We start from the raw sequence: 24,967 nt of genomic DNA, 5'->3' as shown, positions 1-24,967 counted from the left end.
TGGCACCTCGTTCCGCAGCTGCGTTCTATACCCGGCCAACGTCCGACCAGATGCAAAGATTCCCTAAACAAGTACGTCGCTGGGATGGTTCTGGATGTCCTCCTAAAGGAGGAGACCACCATGAAATACCTGGTGAACGAGGGGGACGCCGGGCCGGTAGGCAAGGTGTACATAGGAGGGGGCATCGAGCACGACGAGGTCCGCGCGGGCCCCGCGCCGCAGCCAGCCTACGTCCGTACGGCGTAGCGCGCGTGCCCCGCCGTACGTCGCCGCCCTGATCGCCTCCAGCGGCGTCATCCGCATCTCGCGCACGGCCAGCGCCACGCAGAACGCCATCGACGACGTGAACGACGACCCCGGGTTGCAGTCGGTCGCCAGCGCCACCGTCGCGCCCGCGTCGATCAGTTTCCGGGCGTCCGGATACGGCGACCGCGTCGAGAACTCGGCCCCCGGCAGCAGCGTCGCCACCGTGCCCGACGACGCCAGCGCGTCCACGTCGGCCGGCGTCAGGTGGGTGCAGTGGTCGGCCGAGGCGGCGCCCAGCTCGCAGGCGATGCGCACGCCCGGCCCCTCCCCGAGCTGGTTGGCGTGCACCCGCACCCCCAGCCCCGCCTTGAGCCCGGCGCCCAGGATCTCGCGCGTCTGGTCGCCGTCGAACGCCCCGCGCTCGCAGAACACGTCGACCCACTTGGCGTACGGGGCACACGCGTCGAGCATCTCCCCGGCGACGAGCCGCACGTAGGAGTCGGCGTCCATGCCGGCGGGCACGACGTGCGCCCCCAGGAACGTGGTCTCGCCGGTCAGCCCGGCGGCGATCTCCAGCGAGCGCCGCTCGTCCTCGACGGTCAGGCCGTACCCGCTCTTGATCTCGACGGTCGTGGTGCCCTGGGCGAGCATCTCGTTCACCAGGGCACGCGCGTGGGCGGCCAGCTCGGCGTCGCCGGCCTGCCGGGTGGCGGCGACCGTGGTCCTGATGCCGCCTCCGGTGTACGGCTCGCCGGACATGCGGGCCTGGAATTCGGCCGTCCGGTCACCGGCGAAGATCAGGTGGGCGTGGCTGTCCACGAAACCGGGGATGACGGCGCGGCCCCCGACGTCCACCCGCCCGTCGGCGTCGGGCGCCCGGTCGGCGGGCCCGGCCCAGGCGACCAGGCCGTCCTCCAGGACCAGCGCCGCGTCCTGGATCTCCTCGCGCTCGGGGTCGCCGGTGTACAGCGATCCGATCCCGTCGATCAGCGTCGTGCTCATCTCACCCTCCGTATCGCCTCGGCCAGCAGTGATCCGACGTCGCCGAGCCGGTGCCGCCCGTCCGTGACGACGCGGCGGCCGCCGGAGACCACCGAGTGCACGTCCGCCGCCGTGGCCGCGAACACGACGGCCTCCAGGCCGCCGGCGCCCGCCGTGCGTACGGAGTCGAGCCGTACCGAGACCAGGTCGGCCCAGGCGCCGGGCACCAGCAGGCCCGCGTCGGGGAAGCCGAGCGAGGCGTGGCCGGCGACGGTCGCGGCGGCGAACAGGTCGGCGGCGCTCCAGTTGCCGCGCCTGCCGCTGCTCAGCCGCTCGTCCAGCTCGACCGCCCGCGCTTCCTCGAACAGGTCGATCACGGCGTGGCTGTCGGAGCCGAGCGTGATGTGCGCGCCCCGGTCGGCCGCCGCCCTGGCCGGGCCGATGCCGTCGGCGAGGTCGCGTTCGGTGGTCGGGCACATGCAGATGTGGGTGCCGGACTGGGCGATCAGCTCGATGTCCACGTCGGTCAGGTGGGTGGCGTGCACGGCGGTCGAGCGCGGCCCCAGGGCGCCCCGCTCGTGCAGCACCTGGACCGGGGTGGCCGCGTACATCTCCACGCAGGCGGCGTTCTCGGCCGGCTGCTCGGACACGTGCATGTGGAGGGGGGCGGCGTGCCGGTGGGAGAACTCGGCCACGACCGGCATCTGCTCCGGCGGCACCGCGCGTACCGAGTGGATGGCCGCGCCGATCTCCACGTCGGGCTGCCCCTCGTAGGCCGCCGCCAGCTCGTCGGCCCTGGCCGCCCAGCGCGCGGCGTCACCGTCGGTGAAGCGCAGCTGCGCGCCGGTGAGCGGGGCGCCGATGCCGCCGGTCAGGTAGCAGGTGTCGAGCAGCGCGATGCGCAGGCCCGCCTCGCGGGCCGCGCGGACGAGGGCGTGGCCCATCTCGTTGGCGTCGTCGTACGGGCGCCCGTCGGGCCCGTGGTGCAGGTAGTGGAACTCGCCCACGCAGGTCACCCCGGCCAGCGCCATCTCGGCGTAGACGGCCCTGGCCAGCCGGAGGTACGAGTCGGGCTCCAGCGCCCCTGCCACCTCGTACATGCGCTCGCGCCAGGTCCAGAAGTCGCCCTTGCCCTCCTGGACGGTGCCGCGCAGCGCGCGGTGGAAGGCGTGGGAGTGGGCGTTGGCCAGGCCGGGGACGGTGATGCCCGGCAGGCGCTCGGCCGAGCCCGGCGCGCCCTGGCCGACGCTCGCGATCCTGGCGCCCTCGACCTCGATGAGCACGCCCTCCGCGACCCCGTCGGGCAGCCACGCCTGCTCGCACCAGTAGGTCAGCGACACAGGTCCTCCAGCACGTCCGCGAGTGCGACGACTCCCGCCTCGCAGTCTGGCCGCTCGGCGTGCTCGGCGGGGGAATGGGACACGCCGGTGGGGTTCCTGACGAACAACATCGCGCTCGGGACACCCGCCGTGGCCAGGATCCCCGCGTCGTGGCCCGCCCCCGTGGGCAGGATGGGCGCGGGCGTGTCGCCTCCCGCGACCCTGGCCAGGCGTTCCCTGAGCGGCACGTCGAAGTCGACGACCGGCGTCCACGACTCCTCCCGCACCGTGGCCCCTGCCTCTTCGGTCAGTTCGGCCACGAGGTCGCGGACGGCGGTCTCGTCCGCCCCGCGGGCGTCGAGCCAGGCCGAGACCAGGCCGGGGATCGCGTTCGCGTTGCCCGGCGAGACGCGTACCTTGCCGATCGTGGCCACCACGTCGCGGCGCGCGGCGGCCGCGCGGGCGGCCAGCACCATGCTGGCGAACGGCAGCATCGGGTCGTCCCGGTCGGCCAGCCGGGTGGTGCCCGCGTGGTCGGCCCGGCCGTGGAAGTCGAAGCGCCAGCGCCCGTGCGGCCAGATCGCCGCGGCCACGCCCACCGGCCGCCCCTCGTGGACGAGCGCCTGGCCCTGCTCGACGTGGAGCTCCACGAACGTGCCGACCGCGGCGAGCGTCTCGTCGTCCCGCCCGATCGCGTCCGGCGCCCGCCCGGCCTTCGCCATGACGTCTGCCAGCGTGTCGCCGGCGTCGTCGGTGAGCGCGAGGGCCCGGCCGGGCTCCAGCGCGCCGGTGAGCAGCCGCGACCCCATGCACGGCACCCCGAACCTGGCGCCCTCCTCGTCGGTGAAGCAGGCCACGCCGACCGGCCTGGCCGGCGTGATCCCGCGCTCCTTCAGGAGGTCCAGGGCGGCGAAGGCCGACACGACCCCGAGCGGCCCGTCGTACGCGCCGCCCTGCCGTACGGAGTCAAGGTGGCTCCCGGTCACCACGCCGGGGCGGCCCGATGGGTCGCCCCACCACGCCCAGAGGTTGCCGTTGCGGTCTTCGCGCAGGTCGAGCCCCCTGCGCCCGGCCTCGCCCGCGAACCACTCGCGTAGCTCCATGTCAGCATGCGACCAGGCGTCCCTGACGTAGCCCCCGGTCGACGGATCCCGTCCTATGTGCGCGAGTGGTTCAAGCATGGCCCCACTGTAGTGAATGGATCCATTCAGTTGACAGGCCCGCCCCTGGGACGGAGGGTCAGCTCGGTGAGGTGGGCGTCGGGGCCGGCGGTGACGGCGGCCAGCACGGCCCGCGCCACGCTCTCCGGCGTGAGGTACTTCTCGGGCTCGAACTCGCCGCCCTCGTAGCGGCGCAGCTCGCGCTGCATGTCGGTGGCTGTCCGGCCCGGGTAGACCGTCGTCACCCTGAGCCGCGGCTCCTCCAGCCGCAGCGCGTCGGCGAACGCCTTCAGCGCGAACTTGCTGGCCGCGTAGGCGCCCCACTCGGGGTTGGCCCGCTGCCCCGAACCCGAGTTGACGCAGACCACGTGCCCTCCGGCCGCGCGCAGGGCGGGCAGCAGCAGCCTGGTCAGCTCGGCGACCGCGACGACGTTCACCTCCAGCGTCTCGCGCCACGCGGCGGCGGACAGGTCGGCGATCCGGCCCATCCGGTTGATCCCGGCGGAGTGCACGAGCACGTCGAGCCGCTCGATGCCGGCGACCTCCGCCTCCGTGACCGCCGTCAGCTCCGCCGGCCAGACCCGCGCGTCGGGCAGCCCGGCCGCCACGGCACCCAGCGCCTCCTCGTCGCGGCCGTTGAGTATCACGTGATGCGTGGGGCCCAGGACCCCGGCCACGGCCGCGCCGATCCCGCGCGAAGCGCCTGTGACCAGCGCCGTCGGTCGTTCGTTCATGGAGATCAGCTTATTGACGTTGACGGATATACAAATTTGAATACAAACTTGTACTCATGTCTGCTTCGACCCGCATCCTCATCCTGGGCGCCCTGCTCGACGGTCCCATGAACGGCTACGGGGTCCGCCGTCGATTGGAGACGATGGGCACCGATCAATGGGCGAACGTCGCCTTCGGGTCGATCTACCACGGCCTGAGCAAGATGGCCGACGAAGGGCTCCTGGCCGTCGTCGAGGCGGGCAGGGGCGGCAAGGTCGTCTACGAGCTGACCGAGCACGGCCGCGAAGAGTTCCACCGGATGCTGCTGACCGCCTGGCACGAGGTCAAGCCCATCGTCGACCCGTTCCAGGTGGCGATGACGTTCATGGACCGGCTGGAAAAGCAGGAGATTCTGCAGGCGCTGTATGGCAGGATGCAGCAGCTCAGAGTGAGCGTCGAGATCCTTGGACATGCCCTCGGCGCCAAGCAGCGCTTCGGCGCTCCCCAGCACGTGGACGAGAACCTCCGTCTCAACAGAGCCATGGTCCAGGCCCAGCTCGACTGGGTCGAGAAAGCCATCGAACGGGTTGAGGCCGACGAACTGCCCTAAGGAGCTGAACCCCCCAATGATCATTCAGGCGCAGGGCCTGCGAAAGACGTTCACCACCAGGAACAGGAAGGGCGCGCAGACGGTCGAGGCCGTCCGCGGCGTGGACCTAGAGGTCGCGCAGGGCGAGATCTTCGGCGTGCTCGGCCCCAACGGCGCGGGCAAGACCACCACGATCAGGATGCTCTCCACGCTGATCGCCCCCGACGCCGGCACCGCCACCATCGCGGGTCACGACCTGCTCAAGGAGCCCGCCGCCATCCGGCGCAACCTCGGGTACGTGAGCCAGGCCGGCGGCGTGGAGGACACCACGAGCGCCAGGGCCCAGATCATGATGGCCGCAAAGATCCACGCCATGGCCGACCCGAAGGGGGCCACCGCCGAGGTGCTGGAGCGCTTCGACCTGACCGAGATGGCCGACCGTCCAGGCCGTACCCTGTCGGGCGGGCAGAAGCGGCGCGTGGCCATCGCGATCGGGCTGGTGCACAACCCGCCGCTGCTCTTCCTCGACGAGCCCACCACCGGCCTCGACCCGCAGAACCGCGCGAACCTCTGGGACCGCATCAGGCAGCTGCGCGAGGCCGGCACGAGCGTGCTGCTCAGCACCCACTACCTCGACGAGGCCGACGCGCTGTGCGACCGCCTCATGATCGTCGACCACGGTGAGGTCGTGGCCGAGGGCACTCCCGGCGAGCTCAAACGGGAGGTCTCCGGCGACGTGATCTCGCTCAGGGTCGACGACCTGGAGCGGGCCGCGGACACGCTCAAGCCGTACGCCCGCGAGACCCGCGTCGACGAGGACCTGCTGCGCGTCTACGTCGACGACGGCGAGCACACGCTGCCCGCGCTGCTGCGGGCCCTTGAGGAGCAGGGCCTGGGGTTGAGCTCGATCGCGCTCGACCGGTCCACCCTCGACGACGTCTTCCTGGCCAAGACCGGCCGTTCCCTCCGCGACACCGGAGCCGCCTCATGATCCGCCACACTGTTCTGTTCGCCGGGTATGAGCTGAAGAAGTCGTTCAGCAACCCGATCTGGCCGCTGTTCGGCATCATGCAGCCGGTGCTCTACCTGCTCATGTTCGCGCCGCTGCTGAAGTCGCTGACGCCGGGCGGCTCGACGGTGGACGCGCTGCGGATGTTCACGCCGGCGTCGATGATGATGATCGCGGTCTTCGGGTCGCTGTTCTCGGGGTTCGGGATGATCGCCGACCTGCGTAACGGCTCGCTCGAACGGTACGCCGTCAGCCCCGCCTGGCGGCCCGCCATCGTGCTCGGGCGGGTGGCCAAGGACATGGTCGTCCTGGTGTGCCAGGCGATCCTCGTGCTGGTCGTGGCCATCGCGATGGGTGTGCGCATCGGGGCCGTCGAGCTGCTGCTGGTGCTGCTGCTCATGGCCGCCACCGGGCTGTTCGCCTCGGGGCTGTCTCAAGGGCTGGCGCTGACCGTACGCGACGAGAACGGCATGTCGCAGACGCTCAACCTCTTCCTGCTGCCGGTCATGCTGCTGGCCGGGCTGTTCATCCCGATCTCGTTCGCGCCCGGCTGGATGCAGACGCTCGCCCCGATCAACCCGCTCTACCACGCGGTCGAGGCGGGGCGGGCGCTGTTCGCCGGCCGGTTGTCGGACTCGTCGATCCCGATCGCGTTCGCGGTGTTCATCGTGCTGGCGGTGCTCACCACGATCTGGTCGATGCGCTCGCTACGCAGGATCGCCGGGTAGGAACGTACCGGTCTCGTCGGTCATCCGCTCGTACTCCTCCAGCCGGGCCTGGGTGCGCAGCGGCGCCGCGTCGGCCATGGCCTCGACCAGGGCCATGGCCAGGGCCAGCGGCGCCGCGTGCGAGTCGAACACGAGCCGGTCGCCGACGGGGGCGTCCAGCACGACCTCCGCCGGGAAATCCGACTTATCCGTTATCGCCGCCACCCGCAGCCCCAGCTTCTCCGCGTACTCCAGCGCCTGCACGGCCTCCGCCGGATACCTCGGCAGGACCACGGCCACCACCCACTCCGCACCCGCCCGGCGCGCCGCGTGCAGCCCGTCGACCAGCTCCGAGCCGCCGTGCGTGAGCAACCGCACGTCGGGGTGAATGCGGCGGGCGTAGTAGGCGAACGTGGTGGCCAGCCCGCACGAGACCCGCAGCCCCACCACGGGCAGCGGCTCGGTGGCGGCCAGCTGCTCGCCGAGCTCCTTGAGCGGGAAGGCCGGCAGCCGCTCCCTGACGATCGCGAGGTTGCGGATCTCGCACTCGATGGCCCCGCGCAACAGGCTCTCCTGCGGCTGCTCGACCACCGCGCCACCCAGCACGAGCGGACGCAGCGCCTGCCGCAGCTCGGGGTACCCGGCGAACCCCAGCACCATGGCGAACCGGGTCACGGACGGCTGACTCACCCCGGCTCGCTCGGCCAGCTCCACGCTGGACAGGAAGATCGCCTCATCGAGGTGCTCGGTGAGATAGTGCGCGATCCTCCGCTGCACGGGCGACAGCCTCCGGCCATCCAGCAGCACACTCAGCCCACCGTGATATCCGTCCGCCACTCCACCTCCAACGCTTCCCGCCCCGCATTCTCATCCCACCACCACCCGCCGCATCGGCGAGCCGCTCCGGCCCCCACCTTCACGTGCACTTCCCGCCCCAGCAAAATACGGCCCTCCACGCACCGCATGGGCCCAGCGCCCAACGCTCGCCCTCCAAGCGCCGGGTCGGCGAGACGACGTACGGCGCAGTCCGGCGCAACGCGCACGGCGGTGCAGGGTCAGGATTCGCGCATCGGAATGCGGACCCCGCGGGCGGCGGCCACGTCGGCGGCCTCCTCGTAGCCGGCGTCCACGTGCCGCATCACCCCGGTCCCCGGGTCGTTGGTCAGCACGCGGTTCAGCTTCTCCCCCGCCAGCGCCGTCCCGTCGGCCACCGTCACCTGCCCCGAGTGGATGGACCGCCCGATCCCGACCCCTCCCCCGTGGTGGATGGACACCCAGGCGGCCCCCGAGGCCGTGTTGAGCATGGCGTTCAGCAGCGGCCAGTCCGCGATCGCGTCCGACCCGTCCGCCATGGCCTCCGTCTCGCGATAGGGCGAGGCCACGGAGCCGCTGTCGAGGTGGTCGCGCCCGATGACGATGGGCGCCCGCAGCTCGCCCGACGCCACCATGTCGTTGAACCGCTCCCCCGCGACGTTGCGCTCGCCGTACCCGAGCCAGCAGATCCGCGCGGGCAGCCCCTGGAAGTGGACCTTCTCCCCGGCCTTCCTGATCCAGCGGGCGAGCTGCTCGTTCTCGGGAAAGAGCTCCAGGATGGCCCGGTCGGTCGCGGCGATGTCGGCGGGGTCCCCGCTCAGCGCCGCCCACCGGAACGGGCCCTTGCCCTCGCAGAACAGCGGCCTGATGTACGCGGGCACGAACCCCGGGAAGTCGAAGGCCCGCCCGTAGCCGGCCAGCTGCGCCTCGCCCCGGATGGAGTTGCCGTAGTCGAACACCTCCGCCCCGGCGTCCTTGAACCCGACCATGGCCTCCACGTGCCGCGCCATCGAGGTCCGGGCCCGCTCGGTGAAGCCGGCCGGGTCCTTGTCCCGCTCCGAGGCCATGTCCTCGAACGCGACCCCCAGCGGCAGGTACATCAGCGGATCGTGCGCCGAGGTCTGGTCGGTGACGATGTCGATCTCGGCCCCGCGGGCGAGCAGCGCGGGCACGGCCTCCGCCGCGTTCGCGACGACCCCGATGGACAGGGGACGGCGCTCGTCGCGGGCCGCGTACGCCAGCCGCAGCGCCTCGTCCAGCGACGACGCCTCCACGTCGAGGTAGCGGTGCTCGATCCGCCGGGTGACCGAGCGCGGGTCGCAGTCGATGCAGATGGCCACCCCGCCGTTCATGGTGACGGCCAGGGGCTGGGCGCCGCCCATCCCGCCGAGCCCGGCCGTCAGCGTGATCGTCCCGGCCAGCGACCCGCCACTGTGCTTATTAAAACCACGCTTGGCGGCCACGGCCGCGAACGTCTCGTACGTCCCCTGCAGGATGCCCTGCGTGCCGATGTAGATCCACGACCCGGCGGTCATCTGCCCGTACATGGTGAGCCCGGCCGCCTCCAGCCGCCGGAACTCCTCCCAGTTGGCCCAGTCGGGCACGAGGTTGGAGTTGGCGATGAGCACCCGGGGCGCCCACTCGTGGGTGCGGAACACACCCACCGGGCGCCCCGACTGGACCAGGAGGGTCTCGTCGCCTTCGAGCGTCGTCAGCGTCCTGACCAGCGCGTCGAACGACGGCCAGTCACGCGCGGCCTTGCCCGATCCGCCGTAGACGACCAACTGCTCTGGGTGCTCGGCGACCTCCGGGTCCAGGTTGTTCTGGAGCATGCGGAGCGCCGCCTCCTGCGGCCACCCCTTGGCGGTGATCGTCGTGCCTCTCGGCGCGCGCACGCTGCGGCTCATCGTGACCCTCCTGAATGAAAACATTCACTTTTGTCACCCGCAGAGTACATCGGACTGCAGAGTCTGCACCTACGACGGTCAGCTGACGAGGAACTGGGTGGCTGCCAGTTCCCGGTAGAGCTCGTCCTCCCCGACCAGCGAGTCGTGCGTCCCGACCGCCCGTACGCCGCCTCCTTCCATGACCACGATCCGGTCCGCGTTCGTGACGGTGGACAGCCGGTGGGCGATCACCAGCACGGTCGTCTCCGCGGCCACCTCGGCGATGACCTCGCGCAGCCGCAGCTCGTTGACCGCGTCGAGCTGGGAGGTGGCCTCGTCGAGCAGCAGCAGCCGGGGCTTGCGCAGCAGCGCCCTGGCGATGGCGACGCGCTGGCGCTCGCCGCCCGACAGCAGCACGCCGCGGTGTCCGACCGGCGTCTCCAGCCCTTCGGGCAGCCGTTCCACCAGGTCGTCGAGGCGGGTGCGGGCGACGGCCCGGCGCAGTTCGTCCTCGGTGGCGTCCTGGGCGGCGAAGAGCAGGTTCTCCCTGAGGGTGCCGGCCAGCACGGGCGCGTCCTGCTCGACGTACCCGAGGGCGGCCCGCAGCTCGCCCAGCGGCCAGTCGCGGATGTCGCGCCCGCCGATGGTGATCAGCCCCCTCTGGTGGTCGTAGAAGCGTTCGATCAGCGCGAACACCGTCGACTTGCCCGCGCCCGACGGCCCCACCAACGCGGTCAGCCCGCCGGGCGGCACCTCGAAGCTGACCCCGTCGTGCACGATCGGCCGGTCGTCGCCGTACTGGAAGACCACGTCCTGGAACGTCACCCCGACCGGCTCGGCGGCCCCCGGGACGGCGGGGCTGACCGGCTCGGCGGGCAGGTTCTCGATCTCCTTGATCCGCTTCATCGCGGCGAGCCCCTGCTGGAGTTGGACGCCGCCCTGGACGAGCTGCCCGATCGGCGGCACCAGGTAGAACAGGTACAGCAGGAACGCGATCAGCGACGACACCTCGAGCGTGCCCGACGCGACCCTGGACCCGCCGACGGCCAGCACGGCGAGGAACGCGATCTGCACCGCCATCCACGTCGCCACTCCCGCGAGCGACGTCCACCCGGCGACCTGCAGCCCCCGGTCGCGGGCGCGCACCGCCGCGTCGCCCACCACCGCGATCTCCCGCTCCTCCGCGCCGCTGGCCTTGACGGTCCGGTACGCCTGCAGCGCCCGGTCCAGCACGGCCCCCATCTCGCCCACGGCCTCCTGGGCGTGGGTCTGCGCGCGCTGGATCTTCGGCATGATCAGCGCGACGAGCCCGCCGATCACCACCACCACGAGCAGCGTGACCAGCAGCAGCACGCCGTCCATGGTCGCCATCATGACGATGGCCCCGACCAGCATGAACGCGGCGCTGACGGACTCGACGATCCCGTTGGTCAGCACCGCGCGCAGCAGCGTCGTGTCACCGGTCACCCGCGAAAGCAGGTCGCCGGGCTTGAGCCGGTCCACGTCGGCGACCTTGAGCCGCAGCATTCGGTCGACGAGCTTGCGCCGGGCGCTGAGCACGATGCCCTCGCCCGTACGCTCCATCAGATAGCTTCCGGCGGCCGACACGACCGCGCCGACCAGCACCGCCACGGTGAGTCCTAACAAGGGCCCGGTCATCGAGCCTGCCTTGCCGAACGCATCGACGACGTACTTGGCCAGCAACGGCATCGCGAGGCCCGCCACCGAGCCGATCAAGCCCAGCAGCCCACCCAGAAGCAGGACCTTCCGGTGCGGGCGGACGTAGGCGAGCAACTCCTTGACCACCACATCTCCTTCCACGACATGTCTCGACTTGCTTCAACGAACGGGACCGCGCGATCCGCACCACTTCGACATGGTCAACCTAAATTGACGACCTAAGTATGTCAACTTTCGTTGACCCTCATTCTTGAGGAGGAGACGACATCCGGAGCCGCCCCGCGGACGAATAGGGCGTCGAGGAACCCGGCCGGAACCTCGAAGTAAACGATCAGCCCTTCGAAAGGACCGAAAATGGAGCTCCGGATCAACCGGCGCGCTCTTGTCGGACTTGGCCTCGCCGCAGCAGTCGCCGCGTCGTCGTTGGCCGTGCTCCGCACCGACTCCGGCATCGCTTCCTCGCACCGCGAGGCTCCCATGATCGCGGGCGACCCCCAGCACGACAACACGGACGTGTACGCGTTCGTGAGCCCTGACAAGGCCGACACGGTGACCTTGCTGGCCAACTGGATCCCGTTCGAGGAGCCCCACGGCGGCCCGAACTTCTACCCGTTCGCCACGAAGTCCCGCTACAACATAAAGATCGACAACAACGGCGACGCCCGGCCCGACATCACGTACGAGTGGACGTTCCGCAACGAGGACAAGCGCGGCAACACCACGTTCCTGTACAACAACGGCCCCGTCACCTCGCTCGACGACCCCAACCTGCTCTTCCGCCAGCGCTACACGCTCAGGAAGATCACCCACAGCGGCACCCGGACGCTGGTCAGCGACGGCATCGTCGCGCCGAGCAACGTCGGCCCGGCCTCGATGCCCGACTACGGCACGCTGCGCACCCAGTCCATCAAGAGCCTGCCGGGCGGCGGCAAGACGTTCGCCGGCCAGGCGGACGAGGCGTTCTTCCTGGACCTGCGCGTGTTCGACCTGCTCTACGGCGGCAACCTGTCCGAGGTCGGCCAGGACACCACCAGGGGCTACAACGTGAACAGCGTGGCCATCCAGGTGCCCTCCTCCGAGCTGGCGCTCAAGGGCGACGTCAAGCGCAACCCCGTGATCGGCATCTGCTCGACCACCGACAAGTTCAACGGCAGCAGGTACGTGCAGGTCTCGCGCCTGTGCAACCCGCTGGTCAACGAGGTCGTCTCGCCCGCCGGGCTCAAGGACGCCTTCAACGCCCTGCCCCCGGAGCAGGACGCGGACGTGGCCCCGCTGGTCAAGCGGGTCACCGACCCCGAGGTGGCCAGGCTGCTGGAGGCCATCTACGGCATCAAGGCCCCCGCGACCCCGCGCGGCGACCTGGTCGAGATCTTCCTGACCGGCATCGCCAAGCAGAACGGCCCGATCAAGGCCGACCTGAACTCGCAGGTGCTCAACAAGGACGCGGGCAAGCTGCGCCCCGCCGAGATGCTGCGGCTGAACATGTCGATCCCGCCCGCGAAGGACCCGAACCGCCTCGGCGTGCTGGCCGGCGACCTGCAGGGCTTCCCGAACGGCCGCCGCCTGATCGACGACGTCGTGGACATCGAGCTGCAGGCCGTGGCCGGCGCCGCGGTGACCGGCAAGCTCGTGCCCGGACTGACGGACAAGGTGGACAAGAACGACAAGCCGATGCTCCAGTCGTTCCCGTACATCCCGCTGCCCAGCAACGTCGCGGTGAACCAGCGATAACTCCCTGACCGGCCCGCTCCCTCTCCAAGCGGGCCGGTCCGCCCCCGGCGGCAGACCACCCGTCTCCCACCGTCTGCCGCCGATATGAGGCCGGCCGGCCGTGTCCCCGTCACGGCCGGCCGGCCAACTCCCAGCACCTGGAGCTTTGGAAATGCGTGCCTTCGCGATCTTCGCCGGGCTTGCCCTCCTGGGGGCCCTGTCCTTCACGATCTTCTCGTTCTCGGCGGCGCCCGCGCCGCGGACGGTGGCGGACAAACCGCTCACCGAGACGCTGCAGGAGCGGCTCAAGCGCCTGCCGGGCGACTACCGCGGCTGGGCCCAGCTCGCCTCCCAGTACGTCGACCAGGCCAGGGTCACCGGCGACCCGTCGTACTACACGAAGGCGGAGGGCGCGATCGCCACGGCCGCCAAGCTGAAGTCCGAGGACGACACGGTGCTCACCGGTCAGGCGGCGCTGGCCGCCGGCCGCCACGAGTTCGCCGACGCGGTGCGCCTGGCCGAACGCGCCATCGACGCCAACCCGTACGGCGCCCCGGCCTACGGCGTGCTGGCCGACGCGAAGACGCAGCTCGGCGACCTGCGCGGAGCGCGGCGGGCGGTGGACGAGATGCTGGACCTGCGCCCGGGGGTGGCGGCCTTCGCCCGCGCCTCGTACGCGGCCGAGCTGCGCGGCGACAGGGCCGGAGCCCGCAAGTACCTCGAAATGGCGCAGAACGACGCGTGGCAGCCGGCCGACCTCGCCTACGCCCGCTACTACCTGGGCGAGCTGGCCCTCCACTCCGGCGACCTGGCCACGGCGGCCGACTGGTACGCCAGTGCCCTGCGGGCCTACCCCGGCTACACCCCGGCGCTCGCGGGCCAGGCCAGGACCGCCGCGCTGAGCGGCCGGCTGACCGAGGCCCTCGACCTCTACCGGACCGTCGTCGAACGCCTCCCTCTCCCCCAATACCTGATCGAGCAGGGCGAGACGCAGCTCAAGGCGGGCGGGCCCGCCGACTGGACCCTGCTGAAGGCGCAGCGCAAGCTGTTCCAGGCCGCGGGCGTGCGCGACGACCTGACCTGGGCCGAGTTCGAGGCCGACCACGGGGACCCGGCGCTGGCGGTCGAGCACGCCAGGGCCGAATACGCCCGCAACCCGAACCTCGTCGCCGCCGACGCCCTCGCCTGGGCCCTGTTCAAGGCAGGCAAACCCGCCGAGGCGCTGCCGTACGCGAAGAAGGCCACGGCGACCGGCTGGCAGAACCCGCTCCTGAAGTATCACCGCGCCAAGATCGAGCAGGCGCTGGGCCGGTCCGTCAAGGTGGACGCCGGCTTCGACCCGACACTGTCCGCATTGGCGAGGTTCTCATGAAAGTCGTCCGGCTCGGCCTGCTGTCCGTCGCGATGGGCCTCGTGCTGTCGCTGTGCCTGAGCGTCGTCCTGGTCGCCGCGGCCTACGCGGCGCCCGTGGTGATGCACCCGCTGGGCAACTTCACCGTCAACCACTACAACGGGCTGCGGATCTCGCCCTCCGACGTGCGCAACCTCGCCGTCGTGGACGCGGCCGAACTGCCCACGCTGCAGGCCAAGCCGCAGGTGAACGCCTCGTACGCGGGCCGCCGCTGCGGCGAACTGGCCGCCGCCCAGCGGCTCGGGGTGGCGGGCAGGACGGTGCCGTGGCGGGTGGAGTCCTCCGCCTTCGCCTACGCGCCCGGCCAAGGGGGCCTCCAGACCAGCCGCCTGACCTGCCGGCTCGTCGCCGAAGTCCGCACCTCGGGGGCCGTGGAGTTCACCGACGGGTTCGAGCAGGACAGGATCGGCTGGCGGGAGATCACCGCGGTGGGCGACGGGGTGCGCCTGGTCCGCTCGTCGGTGCCGTCGGTGAGTGTCAGCAAGGAGCTGCACGTGTACCCCGCGGACCTGCTGGCCGATCCGCTCGACCAGCGCACGGCGACGATGACCGTCGCGCCCGGCGCGGGCCTGCCCGGTCAGGGCGGCTCCGGCGCTCCCGGCGGCACCCTGTCCGGCGGGATCGGCGTCGGCGGGCCGATCGGGGACGCGCTGGCCGCCCTCGACCGGACGTTCACCGGGCTGATCGGCTCGGACTCGCTGACGCTCCCGCTCGGGCTGCTGGCGGTCGGGCTGGCCGTGGTGCTGGGCGCCGGGCACGCGCTGATCCCCGGGCACGGCAAGACCATCATGGCCGCGTACCTGGCCGGGCGGCGCGGCCGCCCGCGCGACGCGCTCGTGGTGGGCGCGACCGTGACGGCCACGCACACGGTCGGGGTGCTGGTGGTGGGGCTGCTGCTGAGCGCGTTCACGGCGCTGGCGGGCGAGTCCGTGCTGGCGTGGCTGGGGGTGGCCAGCGGCGCGCTGATCGCCGTCATCGGCCTCCGCCTCCTCCTGAACGCCCGCCGCGGCACCTCCCTGCACAGCCACGGACACGGGCATGGACATGGACATGGACATGGGCACGGCCACGGCGACAGCCATGACGACGACCACGAGCACAGGGAGGGGCAAGGCGGCGAGCGGGTGGCGAAACGGACGGGGCTGGTGGGTCTCGGCATCGCGGGCGGGCTCGTGCCCAGCCCCTCGGCCCTCGTCGTCCTCCTCGGCGCCATCGCGCTCGGCCGCACCTGGTTCGGCGTGGCGCTGGTGACCGCGTACGGCATCGGCATGGCCGCCACCCTCACCGTCACCGGCCTCCTGCTGGTCAAGTTGGTGGACCGGCTGGAACAGCGCGCCTCGGCGGGCCGCCGCCTGGCCGCCAGGCTCTCGGGCCTGGCTCCGGTCGGCACGGCCGCGATGGTGGTGCTGCTCGGCGCGGGCCTGGCCCTCCGATCGGTGGCCACCCTCTAGCACCGGTACGCCCCATCCGCTTATAGTCATGTCCATGACTACTCATGGACATGACTATTCATGGCCCTGAAGCACGCCGTGCTGGCGGCGCTGCTCGGCGGCGAGTACAGCGGCTACCAGCTCACCAAGATCTTCGACGTCGGCGTCTCCAACTTCTGGTACGCCTCCCCCCAGCAGCTCTACGCCGAGCTGACCAGACTGGAGGCCGACGGGCTGATCGCGGGCCGGGAGGTCGTCCAGCGGGGCCGCCCCAACAAGCGGGTGTTCACGGTCACCGGGTCAGGCGCCGCCGAGCTGGCGTCCTTCGCGGCGGCCCCGTCCAAGCCCCTGCTCATCCGCGACGACCTGGCCGTCAAGGTGCACGCCGTGGACCGGGTCGACCCGGCGCCGGTGATCGAGCAGCTCCTCGAACGCGCCGAGGAGGCCGCGGTCAAGCTCGCCTTCTTCGAGCAGGCCCTCGTGCGCATGCGTGGCGACCTGGACGAGGAGACGTTCCTGCGCCGGGGCGAGCACGTCGGCCCCTACCTCTCCGGCCTGGCCGGCTGCCGCCTGGAACGCGAGATGCGCGACTGGTGCCGGAAGACCGCCCGCACGCTGACCGCACGCGCCGCCCACGCGAAACGGACGGAACCATGACCTGCCGTCCACCCGGAGACGGCGAAGCCACCCCCCGCACGCGCCACCCACGCGGAGACGACGAAGCCCGCACGCGCCGCCTCCCGGCCGGAAGGACCGCCTCATGACCTACGCGCGTTATGTCGCGATCGGCGACAGCCAGACCGAGGGGCTCGGGGACGGCGACGACGTCACCGGCCACCGCGGCTGGGCCGACCGCCTCGCCGAGCACCTGGCCGCCGCCAACCCGGACCTGCTCTACGCCAACCTCGCCGTCCGCGGCCGGCAGGCGGCCCAGATCCAGGCCGAGCAGTTACCCGCCGCCCTGGCGCTGCGCCCCGACCTGGTCACGGTCATGGCGGGCATGAACGACATCATCCGCCCCGGCTTCGACGCGGCCACAGTGGCGGGCATCGTGGAGGACATGATCGTCCGGCTGACCGCCGCGGGGGTGCACGTGATCACCATGACCTTCCCCGACATGGCCAGGATCGCGCCGATGGCCCGCCCGCTGCGGCCCAGACTGATCGACTTCAACGCCCGCGTCCGTGCCGCCGCCGCCCGCCCGGGAGTCACGCTGCTGGACACGTTCGCGCTCGACTTCACGGACGCCCGGATGTGGAGCACCGACCGGCTGCACGCGAGCCCGACCGGGCACGCCCGCTTCGCCGCCGCCGTCGCCCACGCCCTGGAGCTGCCGGGCAGCGACGACACGTGGATGGTGCCCCTGCCGCCGCTGCCCACTCCGGGCGCCTGGCGCGCGGCTTCGGCGGAGATGCGCTGGCTGGCCACCTTCGCCGGCCCGTGGATCGGCCGCCGCCTGCGCGGCCGCTCCTCCGGCGACGGCCGCACCGCCAAGCGCCCGCTGCTCACGCCGGTGATCGACGGCGATCAGTCGAGGTCGGGGAGATCCGGGTCGTCGTAGTCGGCGTCGCCGTCATCGACCCGCCGCAGCTTGATGTCCTCCAGCCAGGCCAGGGCGAAGCATCGGATCTCCTTGATCCGCGTCTCGCCGACGCCGTAGCGCTCGAACTCCTCGTCGTCCATGAAGTCGACGACCTCCAGCCGCGAGGCCAGCTCATAGAGCGAGAACTCGTCGTGGTGCACCTTCGCGAGGCTTTCGAGCGCGCGAAAGGCGTAGAGGTGGCTCACGGAGGCGATGTCGATGACGTCGCGCGCGTAGCTGCGCTCATGCAGCGCCCGCATCTTGAGCCCGATCGCGTCTTCCAGGGCCAGCACCTTCAGCAGGCCGAAGGTGACCGGCCGCTCCTGAAGCGCCTCGCGTAAAAGGTCGAATTCGCAGGTCTCACCGGTGACGCCGTCCTCGATCATCAGGCGGCCCATCCGAGGGGTGACTTCGATGATCCGCGCGCTGAGCCCCGCGCTCCGGAACGCTCCAGACACACCTTCGGCCACTTCGGCCAGCGGCGTCTCCTGCGCCGTGGCGAAGTCGAGATCCTTGCTGGGCCGGTCGGTGAAGCCGTGTGCCTTGATCGCATATCCGCCCGCGAGCACCAGACCGTAGCGGTCGCAGACAGGCATGACCGCATGGAGCAGCCGCTCCTGGAAAGGCGGAAAACGCATCAGGCCAGAGTCTCCCGCGGCAACGCGAGCTTCTGCTCCCAGGCCTGCCGGTAGCCGCGCCCCAGCCCCTTCCGCAGCAACGGCCAGTCGGTGACGAGGTGATCGGCGTTGAGGTATGCCTCGTAGTCGGCCCGCTGACCGGCGGTGATCACGATCTTGTACATCGACAGGCGCAGCTTGAAATTGGACAGGTCGAACTCCGTCAGCCCCGACCACGCCAGATGCGGCGGCAGGGCGACCACGCCGTCGACCGGCCCGCGAAGGTCGTCCAGGGAGTCTGGGACCTTCTCTTCGAGCCCCTCATAGATCGAAGGAAGCGCCATGGCTCAAGTATGCCGACGGCCGCGCCGCGTGGAAGGGAGATCGTGACGCCCTGAGAGGAACTCCTGGAAGGCGATCTTGGCCCTGATCGCCGGCCGCCGCCACCGTTCCTCCCGGTGGATGGCTCTGGCCATCTTGCGCGGCGACCGCTTGGCGAAGAACCAGCGGGCCCACGGGGAGCCGGGGCGGGCCAGCCGTACCGCGCCCACCACCAGCATCGGCGGCACGAACAGCCCCGCCATCCCCGTCCAGATCTTGCCCTTGAGCAGGGTGACGACGGCGAGTGCCAGGTTGGCCACGATGAGTGCGGCGGGGTTGACCGGGGTGCCGTAGTCCCAGGTCAGGGGGCGTAGGCCGATGAGGAGCAGGCCGGTGACGGCGATCGCGATGAAGACCGCGTCCACCGAGGTGCGCCCCTCCTCCTCCCAGTACACGTCGTGCAGGTGCAGGATCAGCGCGAACTCGTCCAGCACGAGCGCCGACCCGATGCCGAAGACGCAGGCCGCAGCGGCGTAGCCGACCTGCGAGGCGGAGGAGAGGATGAGCCCGCTGACCCCGCCGACCAGCATCAGCACCACGCCGAACACGACGTGGTGGATGTGCATCTCGCCCATGTTCAGATTGCGGAACCAGCCGACCTTCGCCCTGATCAGGCGGACGTTGATGCGCGTGGCGATGAAGGCCACGATGAGCGCGACAAAGTAGCAGAACAGCGGCAGCCGTCCTGTGGCGACGATGTTGTGCTCGAACCAGTTCCCCATGACTCTAGAAAGAGATGGTACGAGGGCTCATGCCCCTTCTACGCCCTCAGGCGAGGAAGGCCCGCAAAAGGGCGGCTGTGCCCTCCAGATGCTCGGCGACCGCCCGGCGGGCCCCGTCGGGGTCGCCGGACAGGATGGCGTCCACGATGGCCCGGTGCTGGACGGCGGCGTGGTCCAGGTTGACCTGGAGCATGGGGATCGCGTTCAGCAGGTCGCTCACCCGCGAGCGGGCGTCCGCGCACGCCGTGGCGAGCAGGGGAGAGCCGGTCAGCTCGGCGATGGACAGGTGGAAGGCCGTGTCGAGGCGGCGGTAGTCCTCCAGCGGGGCCTCGTTCAGCTCCGACAGCCGCCGCAGGAGCACCTCCCGCCTCTCCTCCGCGAGATCCGACACGGCCAGCACCTGGGCCGCCCCGCACTCCACCGCCAGGCGGAACGTGAGCGCGTCCGACAGGTCGTCGCTGCCCATCTCCGCGACGACCTGCCGCAGGTCGCCAGCGCCCGGTTTGGGAGGGACGTACGTGACGAAAGCCCCCCCGTAGCGGCCTCTCCGCACGTCGAGGTAGCCCGCGTCCGAGAGCGCGCGGATCGCCTCGCGCAGGGTGACCCGGCTGATGCCGAGCCGCACGGCCAGCTCCCGCTCCGGCGGAAGCTTGTCGCCGGGCGGGACCACCCCGAGCTTGATCGCCTGGAGCAGCCGTTCCACGGTCTCCTCGAAAGCGTTGCCGGCCCGCACCGGGCGCAACACCGTCATTAAACGCGCCGACTCGTCCAACGTGTCCTCAGGTCTTGACAACCGATCCCGCCATACACATCAATGGTCTAAGACTAGCCCAATCAACGGGAAAGCGCCTCTGACCAGATCGGAGCGGGGATAGCGTGAGCGAGCGATCGAGCACCGGGTTCCTTTCCGTCAGCGAGCTACGCGACGAGGTGGCGTTCGGGCGCATCGACACCGTGCTCCTCGCGATCGCCGACATGCAGGGCAGATTGCAGGGCAAGAGGCTGTCCGCCCGCTATTTCCTCGAAGAGGTGCTGCACCACGGCTCCGAGGGGTGCAACTACCTGCTCGCCGTCGACGTGGACATGAACACCGTCGGCGGCTACGCCATGTCGTCCTGGGAGCGGGGCTACGGCGACTTCGTGATGAAGCCGGACCTCGCGACGTTGCGCAGGGTGCCGTGGCACGAGGGGACCGTGATGCTGATGGCGGACCTCGCCTGGGAGGGCGGCGGCGACGTGACCGCCTCTCCCCGGCAGATCCTGCGCAGGCAGCTCGCCCGCCTCGCCGAGCGCGGGCTGGCCGCGTACGTGGGCACCGAGCTGGAGTTCATCGTCTACGAGGACGGCTACGAGGACGCCTGGAAGCGCGCCTACCGGGACATGACGCCCGCCAACCTCTACAACGTGGACTATTCGCTGCTCGGCACCGCCCGCATCGAGCCGCTGCTGAGGCAGATCAGGCGGAGCATGGAAGGCGCCGGCCTGTACGTCGAGTCCGCCAAGGGCGAATGCAACCTGGGCCAGCACGAGATCGCCTTCCGCTACGACGAGGCGCTCAGGACCTGCGACCACCACGTCATCTACAAGAACGGCGCCAAGGAGATCGCCGCCCAGGAGGGCAAGTCGATCACCTTCATGGCCAAGCCCAACCAGCGCGAGGGCAACTCCTGCCACATCCACATCTCGCTGCGCGGCGTCGACGGTGATCCGGTGATGGCGGGCGAGGGGCCGTACGGGCTCTCCCCGCTCGGCGCCCACTTCATCGCCGGGCAGCTCGCCTGCCTGCGCGAGCTCACCCTCCTGTACGCGCCCAACATCAACTCCTACAAGCGCTACGTCCCCGGCAGCTTCGCGCCCACGGCCGTCAAGTGGGGCGTGGACAACCGCACCTGCTCGCTGCGGCTGGTCGGCCACGGCCTGTCGCTGCGCGTGGAGAACCGGGTGCCGGGCGGCGACGTCAACCCGTACCTCGCGGTGTCCGCGCTGATCGCGGCCGGGCTGCACGGCATCGACCAGGAGCTGCCGCTGGAGGGCGCCTTCGAGGGCAACGCCTACGACTCCGGCGCCGAGACCGTGCCCCACACGCTGCGGGACGCGCTGGCGCTGTTCGAGGGGTCGAAGCTGGCCCGCGAGACGTTCGGCGAGGACGTGGTCGAGCACTACGCGAACAACGCGCGGGTGGAGCTGGCCGCGTTCGACGCGGCGGTGACGGATTGGGAGCTGTTCCGTGGTTTCGAGCGGATGTGAAAGAAGCGCATGAAGATCGTTAATCCGGCGACGGAGGACGTCCTCGCCGACGTCGAGCTGGCCGACGCCGCCGAGGTGGACCGGGCCGTGGAGCGTGCCAGGGCCGCGTACGAGACCTGGCGCCAGGTCTCGCCAGGGGATCGGGCGCGGCTGCTGCGCAGGTTCGCCGACCTGGTGGACGAGCACGGCGACGAGCTGGCGCGGCTGGAGCTGGCCAACGCCGGGCACCCGATCGGGAACGCCCGGTGGGAGGCCGGGAACGTACGCGACGTGCTGCACTTCTACGCCGGCGCCCCCGAGCGCGACCACGGCAGGCAGATCCCGGTGGCGGGCGGCGTGGACATCACGTTCCAGGAGCCGCTGGGCGTCGTCGGCGTCATCGTGCCGTGGAACTTCCCGATGGTGATCATGACCTGGGGCGTCGCCCCGGCGCTCGCGGCCGGCAACACGGTGATCGTCAAGCCGGCCGAATGGACCCCGCTGACCGCGCTGAGGCTGGCTGAGCTGGCCCTCGCCGCGGGCCTCCCCGAGGGGGTGCTCCAGGTGCTGCCTGGGGCAGGGGAGGTCGCGGGGGCCCGGCTCGTCGAGCATCCCGGTGTGGCGAAGATCGTGTTCACCGGCTCGACCGAGGTGGGCAAGGAGATCGCCGCCAAGGCGGCGCGGCAGGTCAAGCGGGTCACGCTGGAGCTGGGCGGCAAGTCCGCGAACATCGTCTTCGCCGACGCGGACCTCGACAAGGCCGCGAGGACGGCGCCGTACGCGGTCTTCGACAACTCGGGACAAGACTGCTGCGCCCGCTCCCGCCTCCTCGTCCAGGCCGAGGTGTACGACGAGTTCATGGAGCGCCTGGCGGCGGCCGTACGGGGCGTCAAGGTCGGCGACCCGCTCGACGAGGGCACCGAGATGGGCCCGCTGATCAGCGCCGAGCACCTCGACCGGGTGCGCGGCTTCGTCCAGGGCACCCCCTACCTGCAGGGGTCCTGCCCCGAGGGCAGGGGCTACTGGTTCCCGCCGACCGTGCTGACTCCTGAGCTCACCGACCCCGCCTTCACCGAGGAGATCTTCGGGCCGGTCGTGTCCGTGGTGCGCTTCGAGGACGAGGCGGAGGCCGTCCGCATCGCGAACGACACCCCGTACGGCCTGAGCGGCTCCATCTGGACCCGCGACGTCGGGCGGGCGCTCCGCGTGGCCAGGGCCGTCGAGTCGGGCGCCCTCTCGGTGAACTCGCACTCGTCGGTCCGCTACTGGACCCCCTTCGGCGGCTTCAAGCAGTCCGGTCTCGGCAGGGAGCTCGGCCCTGACGCCCTGGCGGCGTTCACCGAGACCAAGAACGTCTTCATCTCCTGGGAGTGACACAAAGTGCAGCGTTTGCAGGATCGGGTGGCCGTCATCACCGGCGCGGGCAGCGGCATCGGGCTGGCCACGGCCCGCAGGTTCGCCGAGGAGGGCGCGAAGGTCGTCTGCGTGGACGTCGACGAGGAGGCGGGCGTCAAGGCCGCGAACGAGGTCGGCGGCCTCTTCGTCAAGGCCGACGTCACCGACGAGGACGACGTCGCCAGGATGTTCCAGACCGCCTTCGACACCTACGGCAGCGTCGACATCGCGTTCAACAACGCCGGCATCTCGCCGCCCGAGGACGACTCGATCCTGGAGACCGGCATCGACGCCTGGCGCCGGGTCCAGGAGGTGAACCTGACCAGCGTCTACCTCTGCTGCAAGCACGCCATCCCGTACATGCGGCGCCAGGGCAAGGGCTCGATCATCAACACCGCGTCGTTCGTGGCCGTCATGGGGTCGGCGACCTCGCAGATCTCCTACACGGCGTCCAAGGGCGGCGTGCTGGCGATGTCGCGCGAGCTGGGCGTGCAGTTCGCCCGGGAGGGCATCAGGGTGAACGCGCTGTGCCCGGGGCCGGTGAACACGCCGCTGCTGCAGGAGCTGTTCGCCAAGGACCCCGAGCGGGCGCAGCGGCGGCTGGTGCACATCCCCGTGGGGCGCTTCGCCGAGGCCTCGGAGATCGCGGCGGCGGTGGCGTTCCTGGCCAGCGACGACGCGTCGTTCATCACGGGTAGCGAGTTCCTGGTGGACGGGGGCATCTCCGGCGCCTACGTCACGCCGCTGTAGCTCTGTTCTGGTTCTCGGGGGTCATATCGTGCAGCGTCCCGTCATCGGCATCACGTCGTACGTGGAGCCGGCGAAGTTCACGGTCTGGGACATGACCGTGGCGCTCCTGCCGTACATGTACGTGGAGCAGGTCGTCCGTGCCGGCGGGCAGCCGGTCGTGCTGCCGCCGGCCGGCGAGCCCGCGCAGGTCGTGGGCCGGCTGGACGGCCTGATCCTGGCCGGTGGCGGGGACGTCGACCCGGCCAGGTACGGGCAGGAGCCGGGGGACCAAACCGGCTATATCCGCAAATTTCGCGATGAGGCCGAGTTCGGGGTGATCGCGGCGGTCCTCGACGCCGGCCTGCCGTACCTCGGCATCTGCCGCGGCCTCCAGGTGCTCAACGTCGCCCTCGGAGGCAGCCTCCACCAGCACCTCCCCGACGTCGTGGGGCACACCGGCCACTCCCCCGCGCCCGGCCGGTTCGGCCCCATGCCCGTCACGCCGGTCCCCGGCAGCCGCCTGGCCAAGGCGCTGGGCACGGAGCCCGTGACCGTCCCCCACTACCACCACCAGGCCATCGACCGGCTCGCGCCCGGCCTCACGGTCACCGCCACCGCCGGCGACGGCACGATCGAGGCGGTCGAGCTCGACTCGGCCCCGTTCGCGGTGGCCGTGCAGTGGCACCCCGAGGCGGCCGAGGACGGCGCCCTCTTCGAGGCACTCGTCGCGGCCTGCTGATCAGCCGGAGCGCCTCACGCCACCGGTTGGAGCACGCTGTCCAGCGCCACGGCCCCGGCGCCGTGCCTGGCCTCGATGCCGCGGCGCTGCTCGTCGGTGGCCGCCCAGACCAGCACGTCCACCTGGTTGCGCAGCACGTTGGACGACGCCGAGACGAGACCGCCGCCCAGCTCGGCCTCGACCTCCCGCTGGATCTCCCGCAACTCGGTCTCGCTGCGCTCCGCGCCGCTGACGCACAGCGCGCCGCCCCACACCTCGCGGATCCAGGCCTCGCGGCCGGACAGGTCGCCGGTGAACTTCAGGTTGAGCACCAGCCGCAGCGGGTCGTTGGCCTCGGGCGACTCCGCGGGCTTGCCCTCCATGTAGCTCTGGTCGACCCAGGCGCCCGCGAACTCCTCGGCCGCGCCGGCCCGCGACATCGCCAGTTCCATCGCCTGCTGCGTGGCCTTGGCGGGATCGACGGGCCGCCAGCCGCCCTGCGGCGCCGGGCACGGGCTGGCGAAGTCCACCTGACGAGCGGGGGCCGCCGCGGACGCGCCGGGCGGCTCGGTGAGCGTCAGCCGGGCTCCGTCCCAGGTGCCCACGACGCGGTACTCGCCCCACTTCACGCCGCCATGCGACTCGTGATCCACCTTGTTCCAGTCCCAGCCGACGACGTCCGGACCGCCGCACTGCGGTGGCAGCGACTCCATGACCATCATGCACAGCTGCGGCCCGTGACCGCCGCCTTCGAGCACCGTCAGGCTGGCCTCGTACCGGGGTGGGGCCGCCGCCTCCGACGCGCCGCAGCCCGCCAGGGCCAGGGTGGTCAGCAGGCCGAGAGCCGCCATTCGCCGATTCATACCTCTTCGACGTCGGCGACCCCCGGAGTGGTTCATGAGTCCTCAGAACGCGACAACAACCCCATCGCGGCACTAGGCT

Annotated in this window: 24 protein-coding genes; 12 read left to right on the top strand and 12 right to left on the bottom strand. The window is 71.1% G+C overall.

What is annotated here, in order from left to right:
* Positions 1–102 precede the first annotated feature (102 nt).
* Genes hutI through ABZS69_RS32215 form a run of 4 tightly spaced genes read right to left on the bottom strand, consistent with a single transcriptional unit; the run spans position 103 to position 4,440 of the window.
* Positions 103–1,248: an imidazolonepropionase gene (hutI, locus tag ABZS69_RS32230; RefSeq protein ID WP_355379095.1), complete on the bottom strand. Its 1,146-nt coding sequence runs from the start codon at positions 1,246–1,248 to the stop codon at positions 103–105.
* Positions 1,245–2,567, bottom strand: coding sequence for a formimidoylglutamate deiminase (locus tag ABZS69_RS32225; protein WP_355379094.1), 1,323 nt, complete (start codon positions 2,565–2,567; stop codon positions 1,245–1,247). The genes hutI and ABZS69_RS32225 overlap by 4 nt, the downstream gene beginning before the upstream one ends.
* A complete protein-coding gene (locus ABZS69_RS32220) occupies positions 2,558–3,727 on the bottom strand; it encodes an allantoate amidohydrolase (RefSeq protein ID WP_355379092.1) in 1,170 nt (389 codons plus the stop codon). Before ABZS69_RS32220 ends, ABZS69_RS32225 begins: the two co-directional genes overlap by 10 nt.
* A gap of 26 nt (positions 3,728–3,753) precedes the next feature.
* Positions 3,754–4,440 carry an SDR family oxidoreductase gene (locus ABZS69_RS32215; protein ID WP_355379091.1) on the bottom strand — a complete coding sequence of 229 codons (687 nt, stop codon included), beginning with the start codon at positions 4,438–4,440 and terminating at the stop codon, positions 3,754–3,756.
* 56 nt (positions 4,441–4,496) lie between these two features.
* Between ABZS69_RS32215 and ABZS69_RS32210 the strand changes: the two genes are divergently transcribed.
* The 3 genes from ABZS69_RS32210 to ABZS69_RS32200 are packed head-to-tail and all read left to right on the top strand — an operon-like array spanning position 4,497 to position 6,746.
* On the top strand, positions 4,497–5,030 hold the full coding sequence (locus ABZS69_RS32210) for a PadR family transcriptional regulator (RefSeq protein ID WP_355379090.1): 534 nt from the start codon (positions 4,497–4,499) through the stop codon (positions 5,028–5,030).
* Between the two features lie 16 nt (positions 5,031–5,046).
* Positions 5,047–6,000, top strand: coding sequence for an ATP-binding cassette domain-containing protein (locus ABZS69_RS32205; RefSeq protein WP_355379089.1), 954 nt, complete (start codon positions 5,047–5,049; stop codon positions 5,998–6,000).
* Positions 5,997–6,746 (top strand): ABC transporter permease, encoded by a 750-nt coding sequence (locus ABZS69_RS32200; RefSeq protein WP_355379088.1) that lies wholly within the window; start codon positions 5,997–5,999, stop codon positions 6,744–6,746. The genes ABZS69_RS32205 and ABZS69_RS32200 overlap by 4 nt, the downstream gene beginning before the upstream one ends.
* Here the strand turns inward: ABZS69_RS32200 and ABZS69_RS32195 are convergent.
* From ABZS69_RS32195 to ABZS69_RS32185, 3 genes are all read right to left on the bottom strand, one after another.
* The gene (locus ABZS69_RS32195) at positions 6,726–7,502 is read right to left on the bottom strand and encodes a MurR/RpiR family transcriptional regulator (protein ID WP_355379087.1); all 777 of its coding nucleotides are present in this window, start codon (positions 7,500–7,502) and stop codon (positions 6,726–6,728) included. The two genes, ABZS69_RS32200 and ABZS69_RS32195, sit on opposite strands and share 21 nt — an antisense overlap.
* Before the next feature lie 278 nt (positions 7,503–7,780).
* A complete protein-coding gene (hutU, locus tag ABZS69_RS32190; RefSeq protein WP_355379086.1) occupies positions 7,781–9,445 on the bottom strand; it encodes a urocanate hydratase in 1,665 nt (554 codons plus the stop codon).
* 78 nt (positions 9,446–9,523) lie between these two features.
* Positions 9,524–11,230 carry an ABC transporter ATP-binding protein gene (locus ABZS69_RS32185; protein ID WP_355379085.1) on the bottom strand — a complete coding sequence of 569 codons (1,707 nt, stop codon included), beginning with the start codon at positions 11,228–11,230 and terminating at the stop codon, positions 9,524–9,526.
* Between the two features lie 228 nt (positions 11,231–11,458).
* Here ABZS69_RS32185 and ABZS69_RS32180 point away from each other — a divergent pair, with 228 nt between their 5' ends.
* The 5 genes from ABZS69_RS32180 to ABZS69_RS32160 all read left to right on the top strand — a co-directional run bounded on the left by ABZS69_RS32180 (position 11,459) and on the right by ABZS69_RS32160 (position 17,216).
* Positions 11,459–12,835 carry a DUF4331 domain-containing protein gene (locus tag ABZS69_RS32180; RefSeq protein ID WP_355379084.1) on the top strand — a complete coding sequence of 459 codons (1,377 nt, stop codon included), beginning with the start codon at positions 11,459–11,461 and terminating at the stop codon, positions 12,833–12,835.
* Positions 12,836–12,986: 151 nt separating this feature from the next.
* The gene (locus tag ABZS69_RS32175) at positions 12,987–14,186 is read left to right on the top strand and encodes a tetratricopeptide repeat protein (RefSeq protein WP_355379082.1); all 1,200 of its coding nucleotides are present in this window, start codon (positions 12,987–12,989) and stop codon (positions 14,184–14,186) included.
* Positions 14,183–15,676 (top strand): High-affinity nickel-transporter, encoded by a 1,494-nt coding sequence (locus tag ABZS69_RS32170; protein ID WP_355379081.1) that lies wholly within the window; start codon positions 14,183–14,185, stop codon positions 15,674–15,676. The genes ABZS69_RS32175 and ABZS69_RS32170 overlap by 4 nt, the downstream gene beginning before the upstream one ends.
* Positions 15,677–15,736: 60 nt before the next feature.
* Positions 15,737–16,312, top strand: coding sequence for a PadR family transcriptional regulator (locus tag ABZS69_RS32165; RefSeq protein WP_355379080.1), 576 nt, complete (start codon positions 15,737–15,739; stop codon positions 16,310–16,312).
* A 103-nt stretch (positions 16,313–16,415) separates the two neighbouring features.
* Positions 16,416–17,216 carry an SGNH/GDSL hydrolase family protein gene (locus ABZS69_RS32160; RefSeq protein WP_355379079.1) on the top strand — a complete coding sequence of 267 codons (801 nt, stop codon included), beginning with the start codon at positions 16,416–16,418 and terminating at the stop codon, positions 17,214–17,216.
* Here the strand turns inward: ABZS69_RS32160 and ABZS69_RS32155 are convergent.
* From ABZS69_RS32155 to ABZS69_RS32140, 4 genes are read right to left on the bottom strand one after another with little or no spacing between them, the layout of a single operon-like run.
* Positions 17,183–17,875 carry a nucleotidyl transferase AbiEii/AbiGii toxin family protein gene (locus ABZS69_RS32155; RefSeq protein WP_355379078.1) on the bottom strand — a complete coding sequence of 231 codons (693 nt, stop codon included), beginning with the start codon at positions 17,873–17,875 and terminating at the stop codon, positions 17,183–17,185. The two genes, ABZS69_RS32160 and ABZS69_RS32155, sit on opposite strands and share 34 nt — an antisense overlap.
* Entirely contained in the window at positions 17,875–18,198 is a 324-nt protein-coding gene (locus ABZS69_RS32150) for a hypothetical protein (RefSeq protein WP_355379077.1), read from the bottom strand. Before ABZS69_RS32150 ends, ABZS69_RS32155 begins: the two co-directional genes overlap by 1 nt.
* A 3-nt stretch (positions 18,199–18,201) precedes the next feature.
* Entirely contained in the window at positions 18,202–18,957 is a 756-nt protein-coding gene (locus ABZS69_RS32145) for a hypothetical protein (RefSeq protein WP_355379075.1), read from the bottom strand.
* 46 nt (positions 18,958–19,003) lie between these two features.
* Positions 19,004–19,708, bottom strand: coding sequence for an FCD domain-containing protein (locus tag ABZS69_RS32140; RefSeq protein ID WP_355379074.1), 705 nt, complete (start codon positions 19,706–19,708; stop codon positions 19,004–19,006).
* Positions 19,709–19,833: 125 nt separating this feature from the next.
* Between ABZS69_RS32140 and ABZS69_RS32135 the strand changes: the two genes are divergently transcribed.
* The 4 genes from ABZS69_RS32135 to ABZS69_RS32120 are packed head-to-tail and all read left to right on the top strand — an operon-like array spanning position 19,834 to position 24,046.
* Complete coding sequence (locus ABZS69_RS32135) at positions 19,834–21,204, top strand: glutamine synthetase family protein (protein WP_355379073.1); 1,371 nt, start codon at positions 19,834–19,836, stop codon at positions 21,202–21,204.
* Positions 21,205–21,213: 9 nt separating this feature from the next.
* Complete coding sequence (locus ABZS69_RS32130) at positions 21,214–22,557, top strand: aldehyde dehydrogenase family protein (RefSeq protein WP_355379072.1); 1,344 nt, start codon at positions 21,214–21,216, stop codon at positions 22,555–22,557.
* Between the two features lie 6 nt (positions 22,558–22,563).
* Positions 22,564–23,328, top strand: coding sequence for a 3-oxoacyl-ACP reductase (locus tag ABZS69_RS32125; protein WP_355379071.1), 765 nt, complete (start codon positions 22,564–22,566; stop codon positions 23,326–23,328).
* A 28-nt stretch (positions 23,329–23,356) separates the two neighbouring features.
* Positions 23,357–24,046 (top strand): gamma-glutamyl-gamma-aminobutyrate hydrolase family protein, encoded by a 690-nt coding sequence (locus ABZS69_RS32120; protein WP_355379069.1) that lies wholly within the window; start codon positions 23,357–23,359, stop codon positions 24,044–24,046.
* 14 nt (positions 24,047–24,060) lie between these two features.
* On the opposite strand, the gene ABZS69_RS32115 is transcribed toward ABZS69_RS32120, so the two are convergent.
* Positions 24,061–24,876, bottom strand: a complete 816-nt coding sequence (locus ABZS69_RS32115) for a hypothetical protein (RefSeq protein WP_355379068.1) — start codon at positions 24,874–24,876, stop codon at positions 24,061–24,063.
* Positions 24,877–24,967: the final 91 nt, after the last annotated feature.

The organism is Nonomuraea sp. NPDC005650 (assembly GCF_040605375.1).
In the GTDB taxonomy this organism is placed as follows: domain Bacteria; phylum Actinomycetota; class Actinomycetes; order Streptosporangiales; family Streptosporangiaceae; genus Nonomuraea.
This window is presented reverse-complemented; position numbering and strand designations above follow the sequence as displayed.